Source organism: Paenarthrobacter sp. R1, from assembly GCF_030264015.1.
Lineage (GTDB): Bacteria > Actinomycetota > Actinomycetes > Actinomycetales > Micrococcaceae > Arthrobacter > Arthrobacter ureafaciens.
Window position 1 is genome coordinate 3,313,656 of record NZ_CP127115.1, and the last position, 22,764, is coordinate 3,336,419.

Here is a 22,764-nt window from a genome sequence, read left to right on the forward strand (position 1 = left end):
ACGGCTCACTGCTGGCGACTGGCAGCAATTGAAAGCCGTGCGGTTGGAAATGCTGGCCGATACTCCCATGGCGTATATCGAGAGCCTGGATGCGGCGCGGCGGCAAACCGATGCGCAGTGGCAGGAACGGGCCAAGGCGATGTCGGGAGACGGAAGCGTCACCTTGATCGCGGAGGAAAACAACCCCGCCCGCCGGATCAGAGGCCTCATGCGCGTAGCCCTGACGCATCCGCAAAAGGTGGGGAATTCACTGCACGCAGTGTTGATCAGCGTCTACGTGGCACCGGAATACCGGGGGCTGGGCTTGGCTGACGAGCTGCTGGTGGCGTGCTGCGATGCAGCTGCCCATGACTTGGGGGCCCACGTGCTGGAGCTCGGCGTCCACGAGGACAATGCCCGCGCGCTGTCTTTCTATCAACGCCATGGTTTCTCACTGACGGGGGAGTCCAAGCCCTTCCCCCAGGACAAGACCAAACGTGAGCTGATCATGGAGCGTCGGCTGACCATGAGCGAAAGGAACACCGACCTTGGCGGATGAAACGGCTATTTCCGGAACCACGGAGGAAAGCATTAGAGGCCGCGCAGCCGTGGACAAAGCTTCGGCGGTACGGGCGCCGGAGGATCGGGATTTCGTGGAACAGCTGGGATCCGGCCTGGCACCATCCCAGTTGGCCGAAGACGAGGCAACACTGACGGTCTACTCCGCAGACCAAGGCCCGCTGCTCGAACGTCACTTGCCACTCGCCGTCGTATGGGCTGAATCGGTGCAGGACGTCCAGCACATTGTCCGTACGTGCTCCGCGCACAGGGTTCCAATCGTTGCACGCGGTGCCGGTACCGGCGTATCGGGCGGAGCCCACGCCACGCGTGGCTGCATCGTCCTCAGCTTGGAACGGATGGACCGGATCCTTGACCTGAACCCGGATGACGAGACCGCCGTCGTCGAACCCGGCGTCATTAACGCGGAGCTGAACGCTGCTGCCGCTGCGCACGGGCTCATGTATGCGCCGGACCCGGCGAGTTACAAGATGTCCACGATTGGCGGCAACGTGGCGACGAACGCCGGCGGCCTGAGGTGTGCAAAGTATGGCGTGACGCGTGATTCTGTTCTTGCCCTGGACGTCGTCATGGCAGACGGCTCCCTCCTGCATACCGGGCACCAGACGTTCAAAGGCGTGGCAGGCTATGACCTCACGGCGCTGATGGTGGGCTCTGAAGGCACATTGGGGATAGTGGTGGGCGTGACGGTCCGCCTCAAGTACTTGCCCCACGAGGTCCACACCATTGCGGCTTTCTACCAGGATTTCCGCAGCGCAGCTGCCGGGGTGCTGGCGGTCGGCAAAGCGCGGGTGCAGCCGGCCATCATGGAGTTGCTGGATAACGGAACCTTGGAGCAACTGGACGCACTGCACGGCTCGGACCTGCAGAAGCGCGGGAAGTCGTTGTTGCTGATTCAGACCGACGGCTTTGGGGCGGCCGCTGAGGCGGCTGTGGTCCGGCAGGTCCTTGCCGATGGCGGCGCTACAGTCACCATGGAAGCCAGCGCGGAAGCGGAAATGTTGGTAGAGCTGCGCCGCAACAGCCGCGGCGTGGAGGTCGACGACGAGTTCCGTGTGGGCGAGGACATTGCCGTTCCGCGCTCGAAGCTGGTGGAGTTCGTCGCATCGCTCGAGGCCATGGCCGTCCGCCACCGGGTCCGGCTCAAGGTGGTAGCCCACGCCGGCGACGGCAACCTGCATCCGACGTTCTGGATGGACCGCGTGGACGACGCTACAGACGCCGACGCCTTGGTGCGGCTCAACGCGGCCCTGGATGAGTCCATTCAGGTAGGCCTGGAGATGGGTGGGACCATCACCGGGGAACACGGAGTAGGCCAATACAAGCTCCGTTGGCTGGGGCTGGAGCAGCCTGAACCTGTGCGTGAACTGCAGCGCAGGATCAAGGAGCTGTTCGACCCCGCAGGGATCCTGAACCCCGGAAAGGCCATTTAGCCATCTAGGCTTTTGGTATTCCAATAATCTCGATCTGCGTTTTCGGTCATGTTTCGCCGCGCTTTATCAGCGGTTTACTTTGACGCCTTGGCGTCCTATTCTATTTTGGTATACCAAAATACCGAAGAGGGGATGGATGTGGGAGAAAAGCGCCGAGCCGTACAGGGAAGAAGTCCAAGACTGAAGACGGTCATGGTGCTGCTGGCCCTGGTGCTGGTGTCCATCAACCTCCGGCCAGCTATCACCACAATCGCCGGAGTGATGACCCAGCTCGAGGATGCCTTCCAGCTGGGTCCGCAATGGCTGCCCCTCCTGGGCACGCTCCCGGTCCTTGCCTTCGGCGTATCAGGGCCCATCGGGCCTTGGCTGGCCCGGCGTCTCGGCGCTGGGCGCGCCGTGGCAGTCGCCCTGCTGGTACTGGCTGCGGCGCTCATTGTGCGGGCCACTGTCCCGGCGCTCCTTTTGCCCGGAACCTTCCTGTGCGGCATGGCGATTATGACGGCCAGCGTGTTGGTTCCCCAGATCGTCAAGACCAACCGCGGCACGGGCTGGTGGACGGGCCTCTGCACCCTGGGGTTTGGACTCGGTGCAGCCTTGGGCGCCGGACTCGTCCGGCCCTTGGAACATGCCTTGGGCGGCAGCCTCGGTGGGGCACTCGCCGTATGGGCCGTGCCCGCTCTGTTGGGCGCCTTCCTGATACAGCGCTCGGGAGGAGGCCCGACGTCGGCACCGGCCGCAGCGGGCAATGTCACCTCGGCGGGGAATGCCGCCTCGGCTGGCAATGCCACCTCAGCGGGCAATGCCGCCTCAGCGGCCGGGGAAGCTGCGGCGCTGACGCCGGATTCGCCGTCGTCGGCTGTCGCGCCCAGTGCTGTGGTGCCCAATGCTGTTGTTCCACTGCGTAAGCAGCGCACGGCCTGGGCCGTGACAGCGTTCTTCGGGTTGCAGGCAATGCTCTACTTCGCCATCACGTCCTGGCTGGCCGTTTTCCTTGTCTCCGAGGGACTCTCCTCCGCGGATGCCGCAGCGTTGCTGGCGTGGTTCAGCCTGGCCGGCCTTCCGGCGAGCCTGCTGGCTCCTGTCCCGGCCGGAAAGCCCAAGGTCCTTCGGGTTCTGGGACCAGGTTTGGGCCTTTCCGTCGCAGTGGCGCTCATTGGTGTCCTGGTAGCTCCGTCCGGGGCCCAGTTCCTCATGGTCGGCGTGCTGGGCGTAGTCCAGAGTGCCGGCTTCGGGCTGGCCATGGCCTTGGTGGTCATACGTTCAGCGGGACCGTTGACAGCCGGCCGGCTTTCCGCGATGAGCCAGGGCTTCGGCTTTGCCCTGGCCTCCCTGGGCCCTCTTGCTGCGGGGCTGCTGCACACCTGGTCGGGCGGTTGGGAGGCTCCCTTCCTGGCCATGGCGGGTGAAGCGCTGGTCTTGGCGGCAGCCGGATACCTGGCGATTCGCGGGCCGCTGGTGAGCATTGAAACCCCCAAAGCAACCGCGAAGGACAACCCGGGCCAAAGCTCCACACCTGAGCTTGTTCCGTAAAGCTGCTGGTCGCGGCCGGGTGCCCAGCGTATTCTCGGCGTATGAACACACCTGGGACCAACAAACCGAACTCCGCGACCGAAATCCTTGAAGTGAACGAATGCTGGGAACTCCTGCGGGGAGTTTCCGTTGGCCGGTTGGCCGTGTGGGTGGACGACCACCCGGACATCTTCCCCGTCAACTACAAAGTTGACCACGGAAGCCTGGTGTTCCGTACAGGGGAAGGCACCAAGCTCCACGCCGCACTCAGCGATACTCCGGTGGCCATTGAGGCGGACGGAGTCAACCCTGACACCGGCGTCGCCTGGAGCGTGGTGGCCAAAGGAAGGGCGTCCGCAGTGAAATTGACGCAGGACGTCCTGGATACCATCGGACTCCTGCTGTTCCCATGGGAAGCAGGCCAGAAGGACCAGTTCATCAGGATTACGCCCAACAGCGTGACCGGGCGGCGTTTCAAAGTGACCCCTCCTGCGACGTGGTGGACTCCCTTGGACGATGCTCCCACCGCCAGCGCCGAGTAGCTGTTTCCACCCGTGTATGCTCGGTTGGAGCGCTGACCGGTGCCGTCCGGCGAACTCGGTTGGGCGCCGGCATGAAGGGGAGTTCCACAGTGGCAGAGGCTGGTCCGGAAAACGGCAACGTCCGCGATGACGAGGCCCGCGCGGAGTACGTATACCAACTGGTGCTCGAAGGCATCGTGTCAGGGTCCTTCGCCCAGGGTTCCCGGCTGCGGGAACGTGAACTCTCGGACATGTACAGCGTCTCGCGCATCCCCGTCCGGGAAGCCATCCAGCGGCTGGAACAGGACGGGTTCGTGGCCACCTTCCCGCGACGCGGCGCGGTGGTACGCCAACTCACCCTGACGGACGTCAATGAGCTCTTCGACGTCCGCCTGTGCCTGGAAACCTTCGCCGCCAGGGAAGCGGCCGCCCGCGTTGCCGAGGGTGGCGACGGCGGCCGCCTCGGGGAACTCATGGAAGCATCCAAAGCTGCCATCGACGAGGACCGTACCGACGACGTCGTCCTCATCAGCGCGGAACTGCACGCGGAGATCGTCCGCCTTTCAGGCAACCGCCTCCTGATGGAGTCCGTGAAGCCCTTGTTTGGACGCATGCGCTGGATCTTCGGCCTGGCGCACAACCGCAGCAACGAACTCCAACGGGAAGAACACACCCAGCTGTGCAACGCGATCCTCAACGGCCGTCCCGAGCTCGCTTACTCGCTGGCCTACTCCCACATAGAGCTGGGCCGCGAGCCCGTGTTGGCCGGGCTCGCGGAAACCCTGGAACCATAAGGTGACTGGAGGGCGCCGTGCGTGCCTTCCAGGACCTCAGTCGTCGGCGTCGGGGTACTCTTCCACCTCGTCGTACCGGCCGGACTCTTCAACTTCCACTTCGAGGATCTTCAACATCTCGGTGTCCGGGTTCAGCATGATGGCGGCCTCGTCACGGCGGTGCCGCAGGACGGTGTCGATGTAGGACTGCACCGTCTCCGCGAGGGGGATGTGGCGGTCCTGCTTCTGGCTCATGTACCAACGGTGTTCGAGGACCTCGTGGACCACCTCGGCGGGTTCGAGTTTTCCTGCCAGGTGCCGGGGGATGGACCGCACGATCGGTTCGAAGATCTGGCTGACCCAGGCATGGGCGCTGATTTCCTCGTCCAGTTCGGGGTTGTTGTCGGCACGGAACTGGTCCATGTCATTCAGCAACCTGCGGGCCTGGTTCTCCTGGGCGTCCAGGCCGGTCAAGCGCAGCAACCGGCGCTGGTGGTGCCCGGCGTCCACAACCTTGGGCTGCAGCTGGATCGTGGAACCGTCCGCCGTGGTCTTGATGGCATATTCCTCGACGTCGAAGCCGAGCTCGTTGAGCCTGCGGATACGCGCCGCCACCCGCCAGCGTTCGCCGAGTTCGAAGGACTCCTTCTCCGTCAGCTCGGCCCAGAGGCGCCGGTAGCTGTCCATGATCAGTTCACTGGTAGCTACGGGGTCCACTTTCTCCTCGATGAGGCCGCCGTCCAGGAGATCCATGAGCTCGCCCGCAATATTCACCCGGGCAATCTCCAGATCGTACTCGCGTTGGCCCATGGAGAGGTCCGGGTACAGCTCACCGGTTTCAGCGTCCACGAGGTAGGCGGCAAATGCACCGGCGTCGCGGCGGAAGAGGGTGTTGGAGAGCGACACGTCGCCCCAGTAGAAACCGATGAGGTGAAGGCGGACCAGAAGCAGCGCCTGTGCATCGATGAGGCGGGTCAGCGTGTCCTTGCGGAGCATCTGGGAGAACAGTGCGCGGTACGGCATGGAGAACTTCAGATGCCGGGTGACCAGCACGGGGTTCAGCGGTTTGCCGTCCGCCGTCGTCCGGCCGGTGATGACCGCCACCGGCTCAACGCAGGGGACGTCCAGCCGGGCCAGCTTCCGGAGCATGTGGTATTCGTGCCGGGCCACGTGCTCAGAGGTTTCCTTGATGGCTATGACGGAGCCGCCAAGGTGCGCGAACCGGACAATGTGGCGGGAAATACCGCGGGGGAGTGCTGCCAGGAATTCAGCCGGCCAGTCCTCCAAGGCGATGTGCCAGGGAAGGTCCAGCAGTTCAGGATCGGCCGCTGCTGCGGTGATGTTGAGCGAACCTATAACGCTCGCCGGCGGGGTTGAGTCCTGCGCGCTCGCAGCTTCCTTCCGTGGGAGCTTGCCGATCTGCCCGTAGTCGGTAGGTTCGTCGTGCCACTGGGCTCCGTTTTGCTCGCTCATGCCTCAATTGTTCCGTATTCGGTGGTGTTGTTCGGTTCAGTGAAGGGATCGGCCGGTGTGGCGGACCATTCGACGTCGGCAGCCGGCTGGAAGGTGACCCCCTGGTTGGCGAGCCGCTCGCCGAAGCCGCCCAGCCGACGTCGGAAGTCACCAAGGCTTCGGGCCTCCTGTGGCGACCACGCCACTTCCGCGAGGGAAACCGCACGCGGGTACAGCAGCCAGTAGGCCTGGCGGTTGCCGCGGACGGTTTCGGTCCATAGGGGACCTTCGACGCCCAGGATGTGCTGGTCTTCAAGGCCGCCTTGGGCGGGGTTCCACTGGTAGTACTCGGACCAGGTGAAGGGGCCGCCGTCAACCCAGGACAGTCCGATGGGGCTGGTGGAATCGTACTTTTGGTCCAGGTACGTCCGGTCGGCAGGAGACATGATGACCTTGGCAGTACCTTGTTCGGCCTTGTTCAGTACTTGCCCGAAGTCTCCGAACCAGTACTGCACCACGCTTCCATCCGGCAGATCCGCTTCGGCCGCCTCGTTCCAGCCCACCACGGTCTTGCCGGTGGCGGCGCCGATCCTTGCGAACTCCCGGACCATGGCGAGGTAGTTTTCGTGGCCGGTCACGTGGGCCTCGTCCCCGCCGATGTGCAGATATGGGCCGTCCGTGATGGCGGCAACCTGCCCCAATACCTCGCTGACGAACTCGTAGGTGGCGGGAATGTCTGCGTCCAGCGTGGAGTACCCCACCTCACCCGTGGCGTTCATGGGTTTGGCCATGCCATCAGGGTTGAGCCGGGGCACGGCTGCCAATGCTGCATTGACGTGGCCCGGGAGGTCGATCTCGGGAACCACCGTGATGTTGCGGGCGGCTGCGTAGGCCTGGATGTCCCGGTAGTCCTGTTGGGTGTAGAAACCCGTCCGACCGGGCGTGAGGCCAACGCCAGGGTGGTTCACGGCCCCGCCCACTGCCGTGAGGTTGGCGTACTCCAGCCCGGAGGGGTTGTTCTCCGGTTCATGGATCTCGATGCGCCATGCTTGGTCGTCCGTCAGGTGCAGGTGCAAGGCGTTGAACTTGAGCTGCGCCATGACGTCGATTTGTTCCTTAACCTCGGCAACGGTGAAGAAACTGCGCGCAACGTCAAGCATCAAACCGCGGTACCGGAAGCGGGGAGCATCTTTGATTTCGACGGCGGGGACCGTCCAGTCGCGTTGCCTGTCCGTGTTTCCCGCGGGCCCGTCCGGCGGGGCTTCGATGGCGGGGTCGAACAACTGGCGGAGGGTCTGGATGCCGTTGAACAGCCCGGCCGGTGTGTCAGCCCGGACCCGTGCGCCTGCGTCGGTGACAGTCAGGGCGTAAGCCTCAGGGCCGCCGTCGAACGTTCTGGTCAGCTCCAGTGCCACGTCACCGGGCCGGAAATCGCTGACCAGCGGAAGTTCGTGGCAGGTAGCGCGACGCAGGAATGACGCGAGGTGCCCGGCAACGGGCACGGCGGCGCCGGTTGCGGAGATCCGGGTGGCGCCGCCCAAGGTGAAAGCCCGGCCATCCAGGACGGCGACGTGCACAGGCTTGGGGATGAGGAGTTCCGTGACGTTCATGCCGTTCTCCTTCTGGTCCGATGCCGCTACGGGGCGGGTTAAAGCGGTAACGGCCCGACGCGGGGGTCGGGCCGTTATCGCTACTTCAGGTCGGTGGGTGGGCCCACGCCGACAGGGTTCCCTGGCCGAAGCGAAGCGAGGCTAGGGGGTCGGTGGGTGGGCCCACGCCGACAGGGTTCCCTGGCCGAAGCGAAGCGAGGCTAGGGGGTCGGTGGGGATTAGTCGCCCAGGCGGAGGCCGGTCTTGGTGTCGAACAGGTGCACGTGGCCGGACTGCGGACGGACGAAGATGGACTCGCCCTTCATCGGAGGACGGCGGCCGTCAACGCGGGCCACGATGTCGTGGCTCTTGCCGTCGAGGGTGGTGTGGCCGTAGACGTAAGCGTCGGCTCCGAGCTCTTCCACGACGTCCACCTCAACCTGGAGGCCTTCGCCCTGAGGAGCGGTCTCGAGGTCCTCCGGACGGGTACCGACGGTGACCGTCTTGCCCGAAGCGTCATCGAGGACATCGTGCGGAACGGGGTAGACCGTGCCGCCGAACTGGACGCCGCCGTCAACAACCGGCAGTTCCAGCAGGTTCATGGCGGGGGAGCCGATGAAGCCTGCAACGAAGACGTTCTGCGGGCGGTCGTACAGGTTGCGCGGGGTGTCGACCTGCTGGAGGAGGCCGTCCTTCAGCACTGCGACGCGGTCGCCCATGGTCATTGCCTCGACCTGGTCGTGCGTCACGTAGACGGTGGTGACACCGAGGCGGCGGGTCAGGGACGCGATCTGGGTACGGGTCTGGACACGGAGCTTGGCGTCCAGGTTGGACAGCGGTTCATCCATGAGGAAGACCTGCGGGTTACGGACGATTGCGCGGCCCATGGCGACACGCTGGCGCTGACCACCGGAGAGGGCCTTCGGCTTGCGGTCCAAGTACTGCTCAAGGTCAAGAAGCTTTGCGGCTTCACGGACACGCTCTGCGCGCTCTTCCTTGGAGACGCCGGCGATCTTCAGGGCGAAGCCCATGTTGTCGGCAACAGTCATGTGCGGGTACAACGCGTAGTTCTGGAAAACCATCGCGATGTCGCGGTCCTTCGGCGGAACGTCGGTGACGTCGCGGTCGCCGATCAGGATGCGGCCTGCGTTGACGTCCTCCAGGCCTGCGAGCATGCGCAGGGAAGTGGACTTACCGCAACCGGAGGGTCCAACGAGGACCAGGAATTCGCCATCAGCGATGTCGATGTTCAGCTTATCGACGGCGGGCTTATCAGTGCCCGGGTACAGACGCGTAGCGTTGTCAAAAGTAACTGTTGCCACAGTTATCAATCCCTTCACCGGCAGGTACGTGCCGGACGATCCGTAGTGAATGGTTCTTGTTTTTCAGTTGAAACTCCCCGGCCGGAGCCGAGGAGTCGCCCGTGGCGCCGCACGATGCTGTGCGTCACGTCACATACGAGAGTATGTCAGACTTTTTGACGAACTGTCGAACTGTTACGAAGGTCACATGAAATTCTGTTCGCGATTCATGCGGAGCCAACGGCGCGGCGTCGTTCCCGGAGCAGCGCTTCCAGGAGTTCGGCCACATGTACCGGAGCTTCCACCCGGTACGCTGCCTGCGTGAAATCCAAGCCCACCTTGATGCCGACGTCCCCGGGCAGGAGCCTGCCCAGCGCGTCCTCGTCCGTGACGTCGTCACCGGCAAACAGGACCGCGGTGGCTCCGGTGGCCTGGCGGAGGAACTCCACGGCCTCGCCCTTGGACGCTTGGATCACCGAGGTTTCCAGCACCCGTTTGCCGGATTTCAAGTACACCCCCGGACGGTCCTGCAATTCCAGGCGGGCGGCCTGGACGGCGTCCTCGGCCACGTCGTCGTCCGCCAGCCGGGTGTGGAGCACCACGCCTGCCGGCTTGTCTTCCAGCAACGTGCCGGGAGCGACGTTGACGATGCCGGCGAGCACCTCGCGCACCGAAGCCAGGCGTTGCCGCTGCTCGTCATCCAGTTCCAGTCCGAGGGATCCTTCTCCCATCCAGACTTCCGCCCCGTGGCTTCCGATCAGAAGCGTCGTTTCCGGCGGGGAGGCGACCGCGCGCAGGCTGTCCAGGGCGCGTCCCGAGATGAGTGCCGTCGTCGTGCGCGGAAGCCCAGAGAGTTGCTCCAAAGCCGCAGCCGACCGGGGAAGCGGGCGGGCGTCCGACGCATGATCGACGATCGGGGCAAGCGTGCCGTCGAAGTCGAGGGCAACCAGCAGGTGTTCCGTATCGGCGATGCGGCGGACCGCGTCGAGCAGCTCCGGCGCCAGGGAGAGGGGGGTCTGCTCAGCTGTCATCGCGCACCACCTTTTCCTTGAGCGCAGCCAGGAAGTCCGCGGACCAGTGGTCGACGTCGTGGTCAAGGATCTGCTTGCGCATCAGCTTCATGCGGCGGCGGGCTTCCTTGGGGTCCAGTTTGATGGCCCGCAGGATCGATGACTTCAGCCCGTCGATGTCGTGCGGATTGACCAGCAAGGCCTGCTTCAGCTGGTCGGCAGCGCCGGCGAACTCGCTGAGGACCAAGGCTCCGTCATCCTCGGAGCGGGCCGTGACGTACTCCTTGGCCACCAGGTTCATGCCATCCCTCAAGGCCGTGACCAGCATGACGTCGGCCGCCAGGTAGAGGGCCACCATCTCTTCCACGGGGTAGCTGTGGTGCAGGTAGCGGACGGCCGTGTTCTGGATGGTGTCGTAGGTGCCGTTGATCCGGCCCACCGTGCCTTCGATTTCTTCCCGCAGGAGGCGGTACTGCTCCACGCGTTCCCGGCTGGGGCTTGCCACCTGGATCAGGGTGGCGTCTTCAACCTTGATGTGCCCGTCGGCCAGGAGTTCCTCGAAGGCCTTCAGCCTGTGCCCGATGCCCTTGGTGTAGTCGAGCCTGTCCACGCCCAGCAGGATGGTCTTGGGATCGCCGAGGTCCTTGCGGATCTGCCGGGCCCGTTCGATGATATCCGGCCGCGTGGCGAGCTGGCGGATCTGGTCCACGTCGATCGAGATGGGGAACGCCTGGGCGCGGGCAATGTGCGTGACCTGTCCGTCCTGTCCCTTGACGTGGACCTGCTGCTGCTTGACGCTTGCGCCCAGGAAGCGGCGGGCTGACCGCATGAAGTTGCCGGCGTCGCTGGGGCGCTGGAAGCCGAGGAGGTCGGCGCCGAGCAGGCCGTCAATGATCTCGCGCCGCCACGGCAACTGCGCGAAGATTTCCGGCGGCGGGAAAGGAATGTGGTTGAAGAAGCCGATCTTTAAGTCCGGGCGGGCTTCCCGGAGCAGCCTGGGGACAAGCTGCAGCTGGTAATCCTGCACCCACACCGTGGCCCCGTCCGCGGCATGGCGGATGACGGCGTCGGCAAACTTCTTGTTCACCTGGCGGTAGGAGTCCCACCATGTCCGGTGGAATTCCGGCGGCGCGATGACGTCGTGGTAAAGCGGCCAGATGGTGGCATTGGAGAATCCCTCGTAGTAGAGCTCCACTTCGTGGCTGCTCAACTGGACCGGGACGAGGTCCATGCCTTCGTGGCTGAAAGGACGCACTGTCTCGTCCGGGGCGCCGTGCCACCCGACCCATGCGCCGTCGGACTTCGTCATCATGGGCGCCAGTGCGGTCACGAGGCCGCCGGGGGACCGGCGCCAGCCGTCACCGCCGTTAGTATCGCCGTCGTTGCTGTAACGGTCCACGGGCAGGCGGTTGGACACCACCATGAAATCGAACGTGCTCGCCGTGGGCTTCTGCGTGGGTGAGGCCCTAACGCCCTGTTCCGTCGTGAGTTTTTCGCTTGCCAAATCCTGCATTACTGCCCCCTGGGGTTGCTGTGACTCGCTTCCCAGCCTACCGGCGGAATCTTCAGGGGCGGTTGATCGTTCAACCACCGGGCGGTTGCGTGTGCGGCAAACCTTCAGGTTTGCTCCCGTAAACTGGCCCCGTTGCCACTTCGACATCGAGTAACCACGAGGAATTGATGAGTCCCGCAAACGAACCACGCCTGTCCAAGGCCGAGCGCACAGCCCAGGCCCGCGAACAAGCGCGCAAGATCCGCGAAGAACAGCTTAAGAAGGAGAAGCGCAACAAGCTCCTGATTGGCTGGGGCATCGTGGTTGCCGTCGTGGCGATCCTCGTGATCATCGCACTCGTGGTGGTCCAGAACATCCAGAACAGCGCCCCCATCGCGGACAGCGGCCCCACCCCGGCCAACGGCAACGTCCACGGCGGCGTGACGCTGCTGGCCAACAACGAAGTAGTCAAGTCGGAGCCCGCAACGGTGAACGTGGCCGATGTCCCGGCTCCGCTGACCACCAAGCCGGCTACCGTGGCCGCTCCAGGCGCCGAGGCCGAAGCCGGCAAGCCGGTCAAGGTTGTTGCCTACATCGACTTCATCTGCCCGGTCTGCAAGCGCTTCGAAACCACTTACGGTGAATCGCTGACCAACCTGCGCAACGAAGGCAAGATCTCCCTCGAGTACCGGCCGCTTGGTTTCTTGGACCAGCAGTCCACCACCAACTACTCCTCCCGCGCCGCGAACGCTGCCGCCTGCGTCGTGAACACCTCGCCGGAGAAGTACGCCGACTTCTTCAACCTCCTGTTCGAGCGCCAGCCGTCCGAAGGCGGTGCAGGCATTTCCGACAAGGACCTCAAGGCCATGGCCACTGAAGTCGGAGCCGCCAATATCGACTCCTGCGTGGATAACAAGGAGTTCCGCCCGTACGTGAAGGTCGCCACGCAGGAAGCTGCCGCGATCGGTATCACCGGCACGCCTACCGTCTTTGTCGACGGCAAGCAGTGGGACGGGTCCACCGACCTTAACGCAGAGATCCAGGCGGCCATCAGCGCCAAGGGCTGATTCTCAGCCACGTACGACGGCGGCCGGTTGCCTCTTCCGGGAGGCGACCGGCCGTTGTTGTCTCCGGGCGGGGCTGTCCTGCGCTGAATTTCCTTGTGGGGGACGGTCTGGGCTAACCTTGTCTAGCGTTCTTTAGCGAGTGTCCAGCACAGGCTGGCATCGTTCATCGCGCCTCCTTAGCTCAGTTGGCCAGAGCACCTGTCTTGTAAACAGGGGGTCGCCGGTTCGAATCCGGCAGGGGGCTCCACTAACCCCTCTTTCCGGCGGACCACCACCGGAAAGAGGGGTTTTCCGTATTCGCGGGCCGGCGTCATCACGGCGTGCCGGGCCGTTGCCGCGGCATGCATACTGGCTCTATGCAGACCACTGTGCTGGTGGAAGGTGAAAGCGACAAGGTGGCCGTGGAGACGCTGGCCGCCAAGCTTGGCCATGACCTGGCGGCAGAGGGCGTCACGGTGGTACCCATGGGCGGCGCCACCAGCATCATCCACTTTCTGGACCGTTATGGGCCCAGCGGCGCAGACCATAGGCTCCTGGGCTTGTGCGATGCAGGCGAATCTCCCGGCATTGCCAGGGCGCTGAGCCGTGCGGGCATCGGTCCCGGGACGCTGGCGGAACTTGGGTTCCACGTCTGCCACGAGGACCTGGAAGACGAACTCATCCGTGCCCTTGGAACGGAGAACGTCCTGAATGTCATTGAAGAACAGGGCGAACTGGCATCGTTCCGGCTCCTGCAGCGTCAACCGTCGCTCCGGGACCGCCCGGTGACGGACCAACTGCGGAGATTCTTCGGGGGCCGCAGTGGCAACAAGGTCCGGTATGCAAGGTTGTTGGTTGAGGCACTGCCCGACGGCGAGGCGCCACTGCCGCTGGGACTCCTCGTTGCCTCGTTCGCAGCCGGGAACTGAACAGCACACGTCCGCGTGTCCGGGGCTTCGTCGCAACCGCTAACGCCGTTCGCCCCAGTGCTTTTGGGAGCGCGGGGCGGAAACTGGTGCGCCAGGTGTGCGTTGCCGCAACGCGAGCATCGGGAAGAGCAGCACTGAGAGCATCCCGGCGCCGACCAGCGCGGAAGCGATCCCGTTGGAGATCAGGTGGGTGTCCTGCCCGATCCCCGTCACCGCAACGATGATCGGCAGGCCTGTTGCGCCGAACAGGGCAACGGCGCGTTTACCGGCAAAAGTGGAATGCCGTGGTGCGGCAAGCATCGAGGGCAGGCCCCGGACCACCAGCAACAGGATGAGGAACACCGGCACCAGCGCCAGGGTCATGGGGTCTGCGGTCAGTGCGCCGAGATCGAAGTCAATTCCGGTGTCGATGAAGAAAATCGGGACCAGGAAGCCAAACGCAATGGCGTCCACTTTGGCCTCGATGACGCTGCGATCCTGTTCGGGTGCCCGCGCGATGACCACCTTCCACAGGATCCCGGCAGCAAAGGCACCCAGCAGCATGTCCAGGCCCAGGGTCATGCTCAGCACCACCAGGACGGTGAGGATGAACATGATGGAGCGCACCGCGAATTGGCTGCTGGTGTGAAGGGTCCTGGTGACCTGCGCGTGCAGGAATTTGTGGCGGGAACGGGAGGCGAGGAAGACTGCAAGGCCGGTCAGGACAATAAAGCCCAGGAGTACTGCCGTGGCCGGACCCAACTGCTTGCCGCTGAAGAACAAGGAGATGGCCACGAGGGGACCGAATTCCCCCACGGCACCAAGGGCAGTCACCGCGATGCCCAGGGGAGTCCGGGACTCGCCCGCGTCGCGGAGGATGGGCAGCAGCGTGCCCAGCGCCGTGGAGCAGAGCGCGACGCCGATGATGACTGCCGCCTCCAAACCGGGTCCGAGGATGAGGCCCGCGCCGATTCCGGCCGTCAGGGAGATGACCCAGCCGATGCCTGCCCGTGCGGCAGGCCGGCCGCGGATGAGGCTGAAGTCGATCTCCGTGCCGGCCACGAAAAACAGCATGGCCAGTCCGAAATCCGCCAAGGTGTCAGTGAATTCCACCGATTGGACCCATCCCAGGACGGCCGGGCCCAGCAGCATGCCCAACAGAATCTCGAAGACCACCAGGGGGACTTTGATGACACGGTCCAACGCTCGGACCAACAAGGGCGCCAGGACTGCAAGGGAAGCGATCACCAGCAGTGACATGCTCAGGCCTTGCATCGGCAGCACCTCCGCCGCGACGAGTCGGGGAACAAACCCAAAGCTACCCGTCGGGTTCCTCCCGGCGCCATAACTGCGTCAACAAAAACCGACGGCGACGTCCCCGCCGTGGGAGCGTCGCCGTCGTCTTGGTCCGCTGTGGCCCACGCAGCGGGGCAGGTTATGGCGTGGGGCTGCCGCCGTTGACATTCAGGGTCTCGCCGACGACGTAGCTGGATTCGGGCGAGGCGAGGAAGACGTAGGCCGGTGCGAGTTCAGCCGGCTGGCCGGCACGGCCCAGGGGAGTGTCCTTCCCGAACTCGGGCAGGGCTTCCTTGGGCTGGCCGCTGCTGACCTGCAGCGGAGTCCAGATGGGTCCCGGCGCCACGGCGTTGACGCGGATGCCTTGGGGAGCCAGCTGCTGGGCGAGGCCCTTGGTGAAGTTGTTGATGCTGGCCTTCGTCGTGGCGTAGTCCACCAGGGTGGGTGATGGGTTGTAGGCCTGAATGGACGTGGTGTTGATGATCGTGGATCCCGCGGGCAGGTGGGGGAGGGCTGCCTTGGTCAGCCAGAACATTGCGTAGACGTTGGTCTTGATGGTGTGGTCGAACTGCTCATCACTGATTTGCCCGAGTTCTTCCTGCGCCACTTGCTTGCCCGCGTTGTTGACCAGGATGTCGATCCCGCCCAAGGCGGACACTGCTGCGTCCACCACGTCGCGGCAGGTTGCCGAATCCTTGAGGTCGCCCGGCACCTTCACAGCCTTGCGGCCGGCTGCCTCGATGATGCCGGCGATGCGCGAGGCATCTTCCTCTTCTTCCGGCAGGTAGGAAAGAACGACGTCGGCACCCTCCCGGGCGAAGGCGATGGCCGTTGCTGCCCCGATGCCGGAATCGGCTCCCGTGACAATTGCCTTGCGGCCCTCCAAGCGTCCGGTACCGCGGTAGGTGTCTTCGCCGAGATCGGCCTTGGGGGTGAGTTCCGCATCCAGTCCCGGTTCCGGCTGGTGCTGCTTGGGCGGTGAAATGTGCTCGTATGCTGTGACCGGGTTTCGGAACGTGTACTGATCAGTCATGGTCGGTCCTCCTGGTATTGCGTGGAACACGGACAAGCCTGCAACGAATTACTAAGTAGGCTTATGGTTTTCAGCCTATGCAAGGTCGGGTGTTGTCGCAAGTGCGGGATACGGACGCTCGCCCCGGGGCGGTCAGGCGTGCCGGCGGCTTCTTGCCCTGCGCTGTTCCGTGCGCCGCCTTTCCGCCCACCTGCGATGTTCCATCCACTGGCTGACGATTCCCGTCACCATCAGCGTGAAGCCGAGCAGTCCGAGCGGCGATGGGTGGATGGGGATCCCCAGCAGGATGAGCGCCAAGCCGAGTGCTGCCGCGATGACGTTCAGGGCCTTGGGGGCAGGTGCGGGCTCGGACGGGATGCCCGTTTCAAGTTGTTTGGCCAGCGCGGGATCCTGGATGAAGAGCTCGCGCTCCAGCTCCTGCAAGACCTTGCGCTCCTGATCCGATAGCGGCATGACGATCCTCCCCGTTCGCAACCCCGTAGCCATGGTGCCAATGTGCGCGTTGACGGCGGCTTAGCGCGCAACAGGATAAGCTAAGCATGCTTATTATTCGGTCCGCAAGCATTGATTGAGTGTTGTGGACATGGTCGCGCTAGGCTGGATTTCCCCCGGCTCAAGCAACGCGGCCGCAGGTACTAGGGTGCGGAGCTTTACACCATGTCGGACGAATCAGCCCTGGCCGCGCTCGCGGCCGAATCCTTCTCGCTGGATGCACTCAGGGATGGGCAACTGGCCGCCATGAGCGCGCTCGCCGAAGGACGCGACGTCCTTGCCGTGATGCCCACCGGATATGGCAAGTCCGCCACATACCAGGTCGCCGCCTTGTACCTGCACCAGCAGCAACAGAAACTGCACGGCCGAACCGGGGGACCCGCCGTCGTGGTTTCTCCGTTGATCGCCTTGCAGGAAGACCAGTTGGAGGGCCTCAACAGGCACCTGGGCGAGGGCGCCGCCGTCGCGGTCAACTCGGCCCACAGCGACGCGGACGTGGAAGCTGCATGGGACGCGGTGGAGTCCGGGAAGGCGGTCTATCTTTTCCTGGCTCCTGAGCAGTTGGCCAAGCAGGAGACGGTGGAGCGGATCGCGCGGTTGGACCTCACCCTGCTGGTAGTGGACGAGGCCCATTGCGTTTCATCGTGGGGACACGACTTCCGGCCCGACTACCTCAACCTCGGCAACGTCCGTGAAAGCCTGGGGAACCCGCCCGTCGCGGCCCTGACAGCAACGGCTTCCCCGCCCGTGCGGGACGAGATTGTTGAGCGCCTGGGCATGCAGGATCCATTGATCCTGGTCCGGGGCTTCGACCGTCCCAACATCAGCCTGGAAGTAGTCCGCCACCACGAGGACAAAGCCAAGCGGAAGGCCGTGCTGTCCCAGGTTGCGTCGTTGACGACGTCGGGACAGAAGGGCTTGGTGTACGCGGCCACCCGCAAGGACACGGAGAAGTACGCAGCCAAGCTGGTGGCGCAGGGAATCCGTGCCGAGGCCTACCACGCAGGCCGTTCCGCATCCGAGCGCGAACTCATCCACGAACAGTTCCTGGCCGATGACCTCGATGTAGTGGTTGCCACGACGGCGTTTGGCATGGGCATCGACAAGCCCAACGTCAGGTTTGTGGTGCACGCCGATATCCCCGAGTCCCTCGATGCCTACTACCAGGAGATTGGCCGGGGCGGCAGGGACGGGGACAATGCGAGGGCAGTGCTGCACTACCGGTCCGAGGACCTCGGCCTGCGCAAGTTCTTCGGCACCCATGCTCCGGACCAGGAGTCCCTCCTCGCCGTGCTGAAGGTCCTGAAGAACGCGGGGGCGCCGGCAACCAAGAAGGTCCTGGCCGAGCTGACCGGGTTCCCGCCGAGGCGCGTTACTGCCTTGGTGAACCAGCTGGAGGAAGCCGACGCGGTGAAGGTGGGCAAGCGCGGCGTCCGGCTTGCCTCCAAAGCGAAGCTGCGGTCCCTGGTGGCCCACGCCGTCGAGCTGGCCGAAGCACGCCAGCGCGTGGACCATTCCCGCCTCACCATGATGCGCGCGTACGCGGAGACCGACAGCTGCCGCCGGCAGTTCCTGCTGGGCTACTTCGGGGAAGAACTGGCAAAGGCCTGCGGAAACTGCGACGTCTGTACAGAAGCCGCCAACCATCCCGACGTGCGGCCCACCGGCAAGGAAACGCCCGACGCCGGCGCCTCGCCTGATCCGTTCCCGTTGCAGTCCGCGGTGATCCACAAGGAATGGGGGCCAGGACTTGTCATGCGGCACGAAGACGACGTCATCACCGTGCTGTTCGAGCACGAAGGATACAAAACCCTGTCCCGCTCGACCGTCATGGAGCACGAACTCCTCAGGCCTGCCTAGGTTTTCAGCTCAAGCATCAAGGCCGGGAGCTGGTCGGCAAGTTCCCGGGCAAGGAACCCCAGCGGGCCCATGGTACTGGCCAGCCTGTCCGCGGCAGCTGCGTGCAAATGGGTCCCCCAGCAGGCTGCCTGGGTGCTGCTGGTACCCCGGGCGCGCAGCCCGGCAATGGCACCGGCAAGGACATCGCCGCTGCCGGATGTTCCCAGCCCGCCGTAACCCGTGGTGATTTTCCACAGTGTGGATTCCGTTTCCGACGTGCCGGGTGCACCTGCGATGTAGCCCTGGCAACTCACGACGGCGTCGAACTTTCGCGCCACCGCCGCCACATCGGCCTCGAGATCCTCCACGTCCCGGCCCAGCAGGATTCCTGCTTCCGTGGGATTGGGGGTGAGGATCATGCGGCCCCGCCACGGGTCCAGCCGGTCCTCCAGTTCCGGCAGCGCCCCCAAAGCGAAAGCGTCGAGCACGACGGCGGGACCTTGCGTCGGGGCTTGTCCTCCGCGGTCTTCCTCGCGTTCAAGAAGGGCGAACAGCAAGTCCCGGCTCAACTCCTGGTCATCAAGGCCGGGTCCGATCAGGACGGCATCCGCCCGGTCCAGGTACGAGGAAATACGGTCCAGGCCTTTTCCGGTGATGGAGCCCTTGGAGTCTTCGGGCAGGCCCACGGCACCACATTCGGGTAACGCCACGCCGAGCTGCACGGACACCGATTCGGCCACTGCCAACGTCAGTTTCCCGGCACCTGCCCGTAGCGCGGATGCGCCGGCGAGCAGGGCGGCGCCCGGTGTCGAACGGCCACCCCCAACCACCAGCACGGCACCCCGCGAGTATTTGTCTTCACCGGGCGCGGGCAGGGACCAGTCCCGCAGCAGCGACGGGGTGACCGGCGTCGGGGTGTTAGCGGGGGTGGACACTGGCGTCTCCTGCGTGCTCGGTAACGGAAACTCCCTGCTCGGTGAGGTGGTCCGCTACGTTGAAGCTGTCCAACGTCCAAGGCCCGGCGCCCGATGGTCGCAGGTACCGGGTGATCGAGGCGTTGAGGATCGAGGTTGTGGCCGCCAGGTCCAGGACTTCTTCCTCGGACATACCCTCCAGCACGTACCGGACCAGCATGATCACCGCGTCGTGGCAGACCAGCATCACCCGTTTGCCGCTGTTGAGGGTGTTCAGTTCATCCAGCACGGAGCGCAGCCGCAGTGCCACGTCCGCCCACGATTCGCCGCCAGGAGGCCGGTAATAAAGTTTGCCCAGCCAGAGCCGCCGCTCGGCTTCCTCCGGGTACCGGGATTCGACGCCCAGCCGGGTCAGCCGGTCCAGGATGCCCAGTTCGCGGTCCCGCAAGCGTTCATCGGACAGGACTTTGACAGGCCAGCCGGCCGTCCGGACGGCGATTTCCGCCGTCTGCCTCGCCCGGGCGTAGGGGGAAGAAACGACGGCGTCGGGACGGTCAGCCTCCGGAATCCTTGCCAGTGCCGTTCCCAGCGCCTTTGCCTGCTCCTGCCCAAGATCGGACAGGTTCACGTCTGCGTCCCGTGCCGGGACCTCAATGACTTCTGCCCCGGCGAGCCGCGCCTCCGTCGCTGCGACGTTGCCTTCGCTCTCCCCGTGCCGGATCAACAGCAGCTCTACGGCACCGGCTTCCTGCACCGCATCTGTCAGCCCGTCGTCGTTCATCGCGGAATCACCCCATCAGTGTTGTCTTGCTGATTATCCAGCTGTCCTTTTCCAGTTGTCTGCAGAACACTACACACCGGGTACCCACGGTTTTGGAAGATAAACGCACGACGGCGGGGCTGCCGCGTGCTGCGCTGCTTTCGGAGTGGCCGTGTGCTTCGAGCCGCAGTCAAGCCCTGTTGCCTTCGGCCGGGGTGAAGTAAGTTGCTGGGATGGACGACTCATACCAGGTCATTGTGGTCGGCGGCGGATTCGCAGGTGTTGCGGCAGCCAAGGAACTCGGGCGAAAGGGCGTTCGCGTCCTGCTGATCGACTCAAACAACTACCACCAATTCCAGCCGTTGCTCTACCAGGTGGCCACCTCCCAGATCGGTGTCTCGGCCATAGCCCGCCCGCTCCGGTCCGTGTTCCGGCGCTACAAATCCGTCAAAGTCCTGACCGCGAAAGTCAGTTCAGTGGACACGGCACGGAAGACGGTTACCACCACGGACGGACGGACTCTCCGCGGGCAGATCTTGGTGCTCGCCGTGGGCGCGGTACCCAACTTCTTCAATACTCCAGGTGCCGAGGAACACGCCTATCCGCTGTACTCCGTCACGGATGCCACAAAGCTGGGCACCGGCCTCACGCGGCTCCTGGACCAGGCGGACCGCAACGACGGCATGGTGGACGTGGTGGTTGTGGGTGGTGGTCCTACCGGTGTTGAAACTGCCGGAGCGATGGCCGAAAACGTCAAGTACGTGGTCCGCAAATATTTCTCGCCCGAGCTGGCGTCACGGTGCCGCGTGCACTTGGTGGACATGGTCCCGAGCGTACTGAATGCCTTCTCGAAGAAATCCCAAGCCTACGCGGCCGAGCATCTTGGGAAGGTCGGCGTTCAACTCCGCATGGGGGTGGGAGTCACGGAAGTCCGGGCCGACGGGGTTTCCCTTGCTGACGGCACGTTCATTCCGGCGCAAATCGTGGTGTGGGCCGGTGGCCTGAAGGCCGGCGACCTCATCTCCGGATCCGGTCTGGCACAAGGCAGGGGAGGGCGGATCGATGTCCGGCCGGACCTCACCGCGCCGGACGTTGACGGGGTGTACGTCCTCGGCGATGCCGCCAACATCACCGACGACGCCGGAAACAAGCTTCCCCAACTGGGTTCAGTTGCGCAGCAGGCGGGAAAGTGGGCGGCCCACAACATCATTGCCGACCTGAACGGTGGTACCCGCAAGCCTTTCCATTACGTGGACAAGGGCTACATGGCGATGGTTGGCCGCGGCGCGGCGGTGGCCGAGCTGGGGCGGAAGCGTTATCAGTTGCAGGGCACCCTTGCCTTCCTTTCCTGGCTCCTGGTGCACTTGGCGCTGTTGTCCGGAATCCAGCAGAAGGTCAGGGCGCTGTTCTCCTGGCTCAACGGCTACATCCTGCACAGCCCTGCGCAGGTAGTGGTGAGTGGGCCGGTGGACAGGGCCATGGAGGACGAGGATCCCGCCCGCCCGGACACCCCGGAGAAGTTGCCGGTGGGAGAACAACCCGGCGCCGGGTTGCCGTCCGCCGGGCAATAAGCTGGAGGTTGAAGCCGGAGCGAGGAGCAGCATGTCATTGAAAGACCGTCTCAAGGCAGACGTTGTGGAGCACATGAAAGCCGGCAACAAGACTGCCCTGACCACAGTGCGCAATGTCTTGGGCGAGATCACGACGCGCGAGAAATCCGGCAAGACGCCGGTGGACCTCGACGAAGCCCAGGTGACCTCTTTGCTGCAGAAGGAAGCCGCCAAGCGCAGGGACACCGCCCGGATCTACACCGAAGCCGGCGAAAGTGAACGTGCAGCGGCCGAAGTGGCAGAAGCGGAAATCATCGAGGCCTACCTTCCGAAGCCGCTTACCCGTGAGGAAATCGAGGCGATTGTTGACGAGGAGATTGCCGCTCTCAAGGCCAGCGGGCAGGAACTCTCCATGCGTTCCCTCGGGGCGGTTATGAAGCCCGTGACGGCCAAGGTGGCTGGGCGGTTCGACGGCAGGACCGTCAGCGAGATCGTCAGGGCACGCCTGGGCTGACGTGCTTGCGGGGTTGCTGCTCAGTTGACGCCCAGCAGCCCCCGCAACGTGTCAGCGTTCCGCACGGCGTTGCCGCCGCCGTCGTTGTTGAAGTACGCGAACACATCCTTGCCGTCACCGCTCCACTCTCGGATGCGGTCCGCCCACCACCGCATGTCCTCCTCCGTGTAGGAACCCCCGTAAAGGTGCTCCTGGTCCGGGCCGTGGAGCCTGACATACACAAAAGGCGCGGTGGAGCGCAGGATGCAAGGCAAGTTGGCGCCGCTCATGACGCAGTAGGCTGCTTGGTGGCGCTCAAGGATGGCGTAGACGTCCGGGTGGTCCCAGCTGTCGTGGCGGAACTCCACGGAAACCCGGATCCACTCGGGGACGGCGGCCAGGAAATAGTCCAGGCGGGCGTCGTCGCGGGCGAAATCGGGCGGTAACTGGGCCAGGAGGACTGCCCTTTTGTCGCCGAGCTCGTGCCAGCAGCGCGTGATGCGCTCAAGCCACACCTCCGGGGCGTAGAGCTTCTTGCCATGCGTCAGCCCGCGGGGAGCTTTCACGGACATCGCGAACCCGGGCGGAAGCCTCTCACGCCACCCCGCGAAGGTAGTGTCCCGGGGCCAGCGGTAAAAGCTCGCGTTCAGCTCAACCGTGGAGAAGCGTGCAACGTAGGCGTCCAGCCGTTTCGCCGTGGGCAGGCCGGGAGGGTAGAGCACGTCCTTCCAATGGTCGTAGCTCCAGCCCGAAGTGCCAATGTGGATGCCCATGATTGGATGCTAGTGCTTCCGG

Annotated in this window: 21 protein-coding genes and 1 tRNA gene; 11 read left to right on the forward strand and 11 right to left on the reverse strand. The window is 64.5% G+C overall.

Annotation, left to right across the window (positions count from 1 at the left end; translation table 11 throughout):
* Positions 1-49: 49 nt before the first annotated feature.
* From QN084_RS16075 to QN084_RS16095, 5 genes are all read left to right on the forward strand, one after another.
* Entirely contained in the window at positions 50-538 is a 489-nt protein-coding gene (locus QN084_RS16075; RefSeq protein WP_021473768.1) for a GNAT family N-acetyltransferase, read from the forward strand.
* 103 nt (positions 539-641) lie between these two features.
* Positions 642-1,991 carry an FAD-binding oxidoreductase gene (locus tag QN084_RS16080; protein WP_373325271.1) on the forward strand — a complete coding sequence of 450 codons (1,350 nt, stop codon included), beginning with the start codon at positions 642-644 and terminating at the stop codon, positions 1,989-1,991.
* Between the two features lie 192 nt (positions 1,992-2,183).
* Complete coding sequence (locus tag QN084_RS16085; protein ID WP_069696681.1) at positions 2,184-3,521, forward strand: MFS transporter; 1,338 nt, start codon at positions 2,184-2,186, stop codon at positions 3,519-3,521.
* A gap of 41 nt (positions 3,522-3,562) precedes the next feature.
* The gene (locus tag QN084_RS16090) at positions 3,563-4,042 is read left to right on the forward strand and encodes a pyridoxamine 5'-phosphate oxidase family protein (protein ID WP_021473765.1); all 480 of its coding nucleotides are present in this window, start codon (positions 3,563-3,565) and stop codon (positions 4,040-4,042) included.
* Between the two features lie 89 nt (positions 4,043-4,131).
* Positions 4,132-4,815, forward strand: coding sequence for a GntR family transcriptional regulator (locus tag QN084_RS16095; protein WP_225740056.1), 684 nt, complete (start codon positions 4,132-4,134; stop codon positions 4,813-4,815).
* Positions 4,816-4,851: 36 nt separating this feature from the next.
* On the opposite strand, the gene QN084_RS16100 is transcribed toward QN084_RS16095, so the two are convergent.
* The 5 genes from QN084_RS16100 to QN084_RS16120 all read right to left on the reverse strand — a co-directional run bounded on the left by QN084_RS16100 (position 4,852) and on the right by QN084_RS16120 (position 11,659).
* Complete coding sequence (locus tag QN084_RS16100; RefSeq protein ID WP_021473763.1) at positions 4,852-6,267, reverse strand: DUF4032 domain-containing protein; 1,416 nt, start codon at positions 6,265-6,267, stop codon at positions 4,852-4,854.
* Positions 6,264-7,856, reverse strand: coding sequence for a beta-N-acetylhexosaminidase (locus tag QN084_RS16105; protein ID WP_069696682.1), 1,593 nt, complete (start codon positions 7,854-7,856; stop codon positions 6,264-6,266). Before QN084_RS16105 ends, QN084_RS16100 begins: the two co-directional genes overlap by 4 nt.
* A 218-nt stretch (positions 7,857-8,074) precedes the next feature.
* On the reverse strand, positions 8,075-9,157 hold the full coding sequence (locus QN084_RS16110) for an ABC transporter ATP-binding protein (RefSeq protein ID WP_021473761.1): 1,083 nt from the start codon (positions 9,155-9,157) through the stop codon (positions 8,075-8,077).
* Between the two features lie 206 nt (positions 9,158-9,363).
* Positions 9,364-10,167, reverse strand: a complete 804-nt coding sequence (gene otsB / locus QN084_RS16115; protein ID WP_069696683.1) for a trehalose-phosphatase — start codon at positions 10,165-10,167, stop codon at positions 9,364-9,366.
* The gene (locus tag QN084_RS16120; protein ID WP_021473759.1) at positions 10,157-11,659 is read right to left on the reverse strand and encodes an alpha,alpha-trehalose-phosphate synthase (UDP-forming); all 1,503 of its coding nucleotides are present in this window, start codon (positions 11,657-11,659) and stop codon (positions 10,157-10,159) included. Before QN084_RS16120 ends, otsB begins: the two co-directional genes overlap by 11 nt.
* 167 nt (positions 11,660-11,826) lie before the next feature.
* Between QN084_RS16120 and QN084_RS16125 the strand changes: the two genes are divergently transcribed.
* The 3 genes from QN084_RS16125 to QN084_RS16135 all read left to right on the forward strand — a co-directional run bounded on the left by QN084_RS16125 (position 11,827) and on the right by QN084_RS16135 (position 13,613).
* Entirely contained in the window at positions 11,827-12,705 is an 879-nt protein-coding gene (locus QN084_RS16125; RefSeq protein WP_021473758.1) for a DsbA family protein, read from the forward strand.
* A 170-nt stretch (positions 12,706-12,875) separates the two neighbouring features.
* A tRNA-Thr gene (locus QN084_RS16130) sits at positions 12,876-12,952 on the forward strand.
* 109 nt (positions 12,953-13,061) lie between these two features.
* The gene (locus QN084_RS16135; protein ID WP_021473757.1) at positions 13,062-13,613 is read left to right on the forward strand and encodes a TOPRIM nucleotidyl transferase/hydrolase domain-containing protein; all 552 of its coding nucleotides are present in this window, start codon (positions 13,062-13,064) and stop codon (positions 13,611-13,613) included.
* Positions 13,614-13,652: 39 nt separating this feature from the next.
* Here QN084_RS16135 and QN084_RS16140 read toward each other — a convergent pair whose 3' ends face one another.
* The 3 genes from QN084_RS16140 to QN084_RS16150 form a co-directional block, all read right to left on the reverse strand.
* Positions 13,653-14,867 (reverse strand): cation:proton antiporter, encoded by a 1,215-nt coding sequence (locus QN084_RS16140; RefSeq protein ID WP_069696684.1) that lies wholly within the window; start codon positions 14,865-14,867, stop codon positions 13,653-13,655.
* A gap of 160 nt (positions 14,868-15,027) precedes the next feature.
* Positions 15,028-15,921, reverse strand: a complete 894-nt coding sequence (locus tag QN084_RS16145) for a glucose 1-dehydrogenase (RefSeq protein ID WP_021473755.1) — start codon at positions 15,919-15,921, stop codon at positions 15,028-15,030.
* Between the two features lie 132 nt (positions 15,922-16,053).
* Positions 16,054-16,374 carry a DUF3040 domain-containing protein gene (locus tag QN084_RS16150; protein WP_062095302.1) on the reverse strand — a complete coding sequence of 107 codons (321 nt, stop codon included), beginning with the start codon at positions 16,372-16,374 and terminating at the stop codon, positions 16,054-16,056.
* A 204-nt stretch (positions 16,375-16,578) separates the two neighbouring features.
* Between QN084_RS16150 and QN084_RS16155 the strand changes: the two genes are divergently transcribed.
* A complete protein-coding gene (locus QN084_RS16155; protein WP_069696685.1) occupies positions 16,579-18,273 on the forward strand; it encodes a RecQ family ATP-dependent DNA helicase in 1,695 nt (564 codons plus the stop codon).
* Here the strand turns inward: QN084_RS16155 and QN084_RS16160 are convergent.
* Positions 18,270-19,187 (reverse strand): NAD(P)H-hydrate dehydratase, encoded by a 918-nt coding sequence (locus QN084_RS16160; RefSeq protein ID WP_069696686.1) that lies wholly within the window; start codon positions 19,185-19,187, stop codon positions 18,270-18,272. The two genes, QN084_RS16155 and QN084_RS16160, sit on opposite strands and share 4 nt — an antisense overlap.
* Positions 19,171-19,947 carry a histidine phosphatase family protein gene (locus tag QN084_RS16165; RefSeq protein WP_062095307.1) on the reverse strand — a complete coding sequence of 259 codons (777 nt, stop codon included), beginning with the start codon at positions 19,945-19,947 and terminating at the stop codon, positions 19,171-19,173. The genes QN084_RS16160 and QN084_RS16165 overlap by 17 nt, the downstream gene beginning before the upstream one ends.
* Positions 19,948-20,159: 212 nt before the next feature.
* Here QN084_RS16165 and QN084_RS16170 point away from each other — a divergent pair, with 212 nt between their 5' ends.
* Positions 20,160-21,497, forward strand: coding sequence for an NAD(P)/FAD-dependent oxidoreductase (locus QN084_RS16170; RefSeq protein ID WP_083262060.1), 1,338 nt, complete (start codon positions 20,160-20,162; stop codon positions 21,495-21,497).
* 31 nt (positions 21,498-21,528) lie between these two features.
* Entirely contained in the window at positions 21,529-21,990 is a 462-nt protein-coding gene (locus QN084_RS16175; protein WP_069696687.1) for a GatB/YqeY domain-containing protein, read from the forward strand.
* 20 nt (positions 21,991-22,010) lie between these two features.
* Here the strand turns inward: QN084_RS16175 and QN084_RS16180 are convergent, their stop codons facing one another.
* Positions 22,011-22,742: a DUF72 domain-containing protein gene (locus QN084_RS16180; RefSeq protein ID WP_021473748.1), complete on the reverse strand. Its 732-nt coding sequence runs from the start codon at positions 22,740-22,742 to the stop codon at positions 22,011-22,013.
* Between the last annotated feature and the right edge of the window lie 22 nt (positions 22,743-22,764).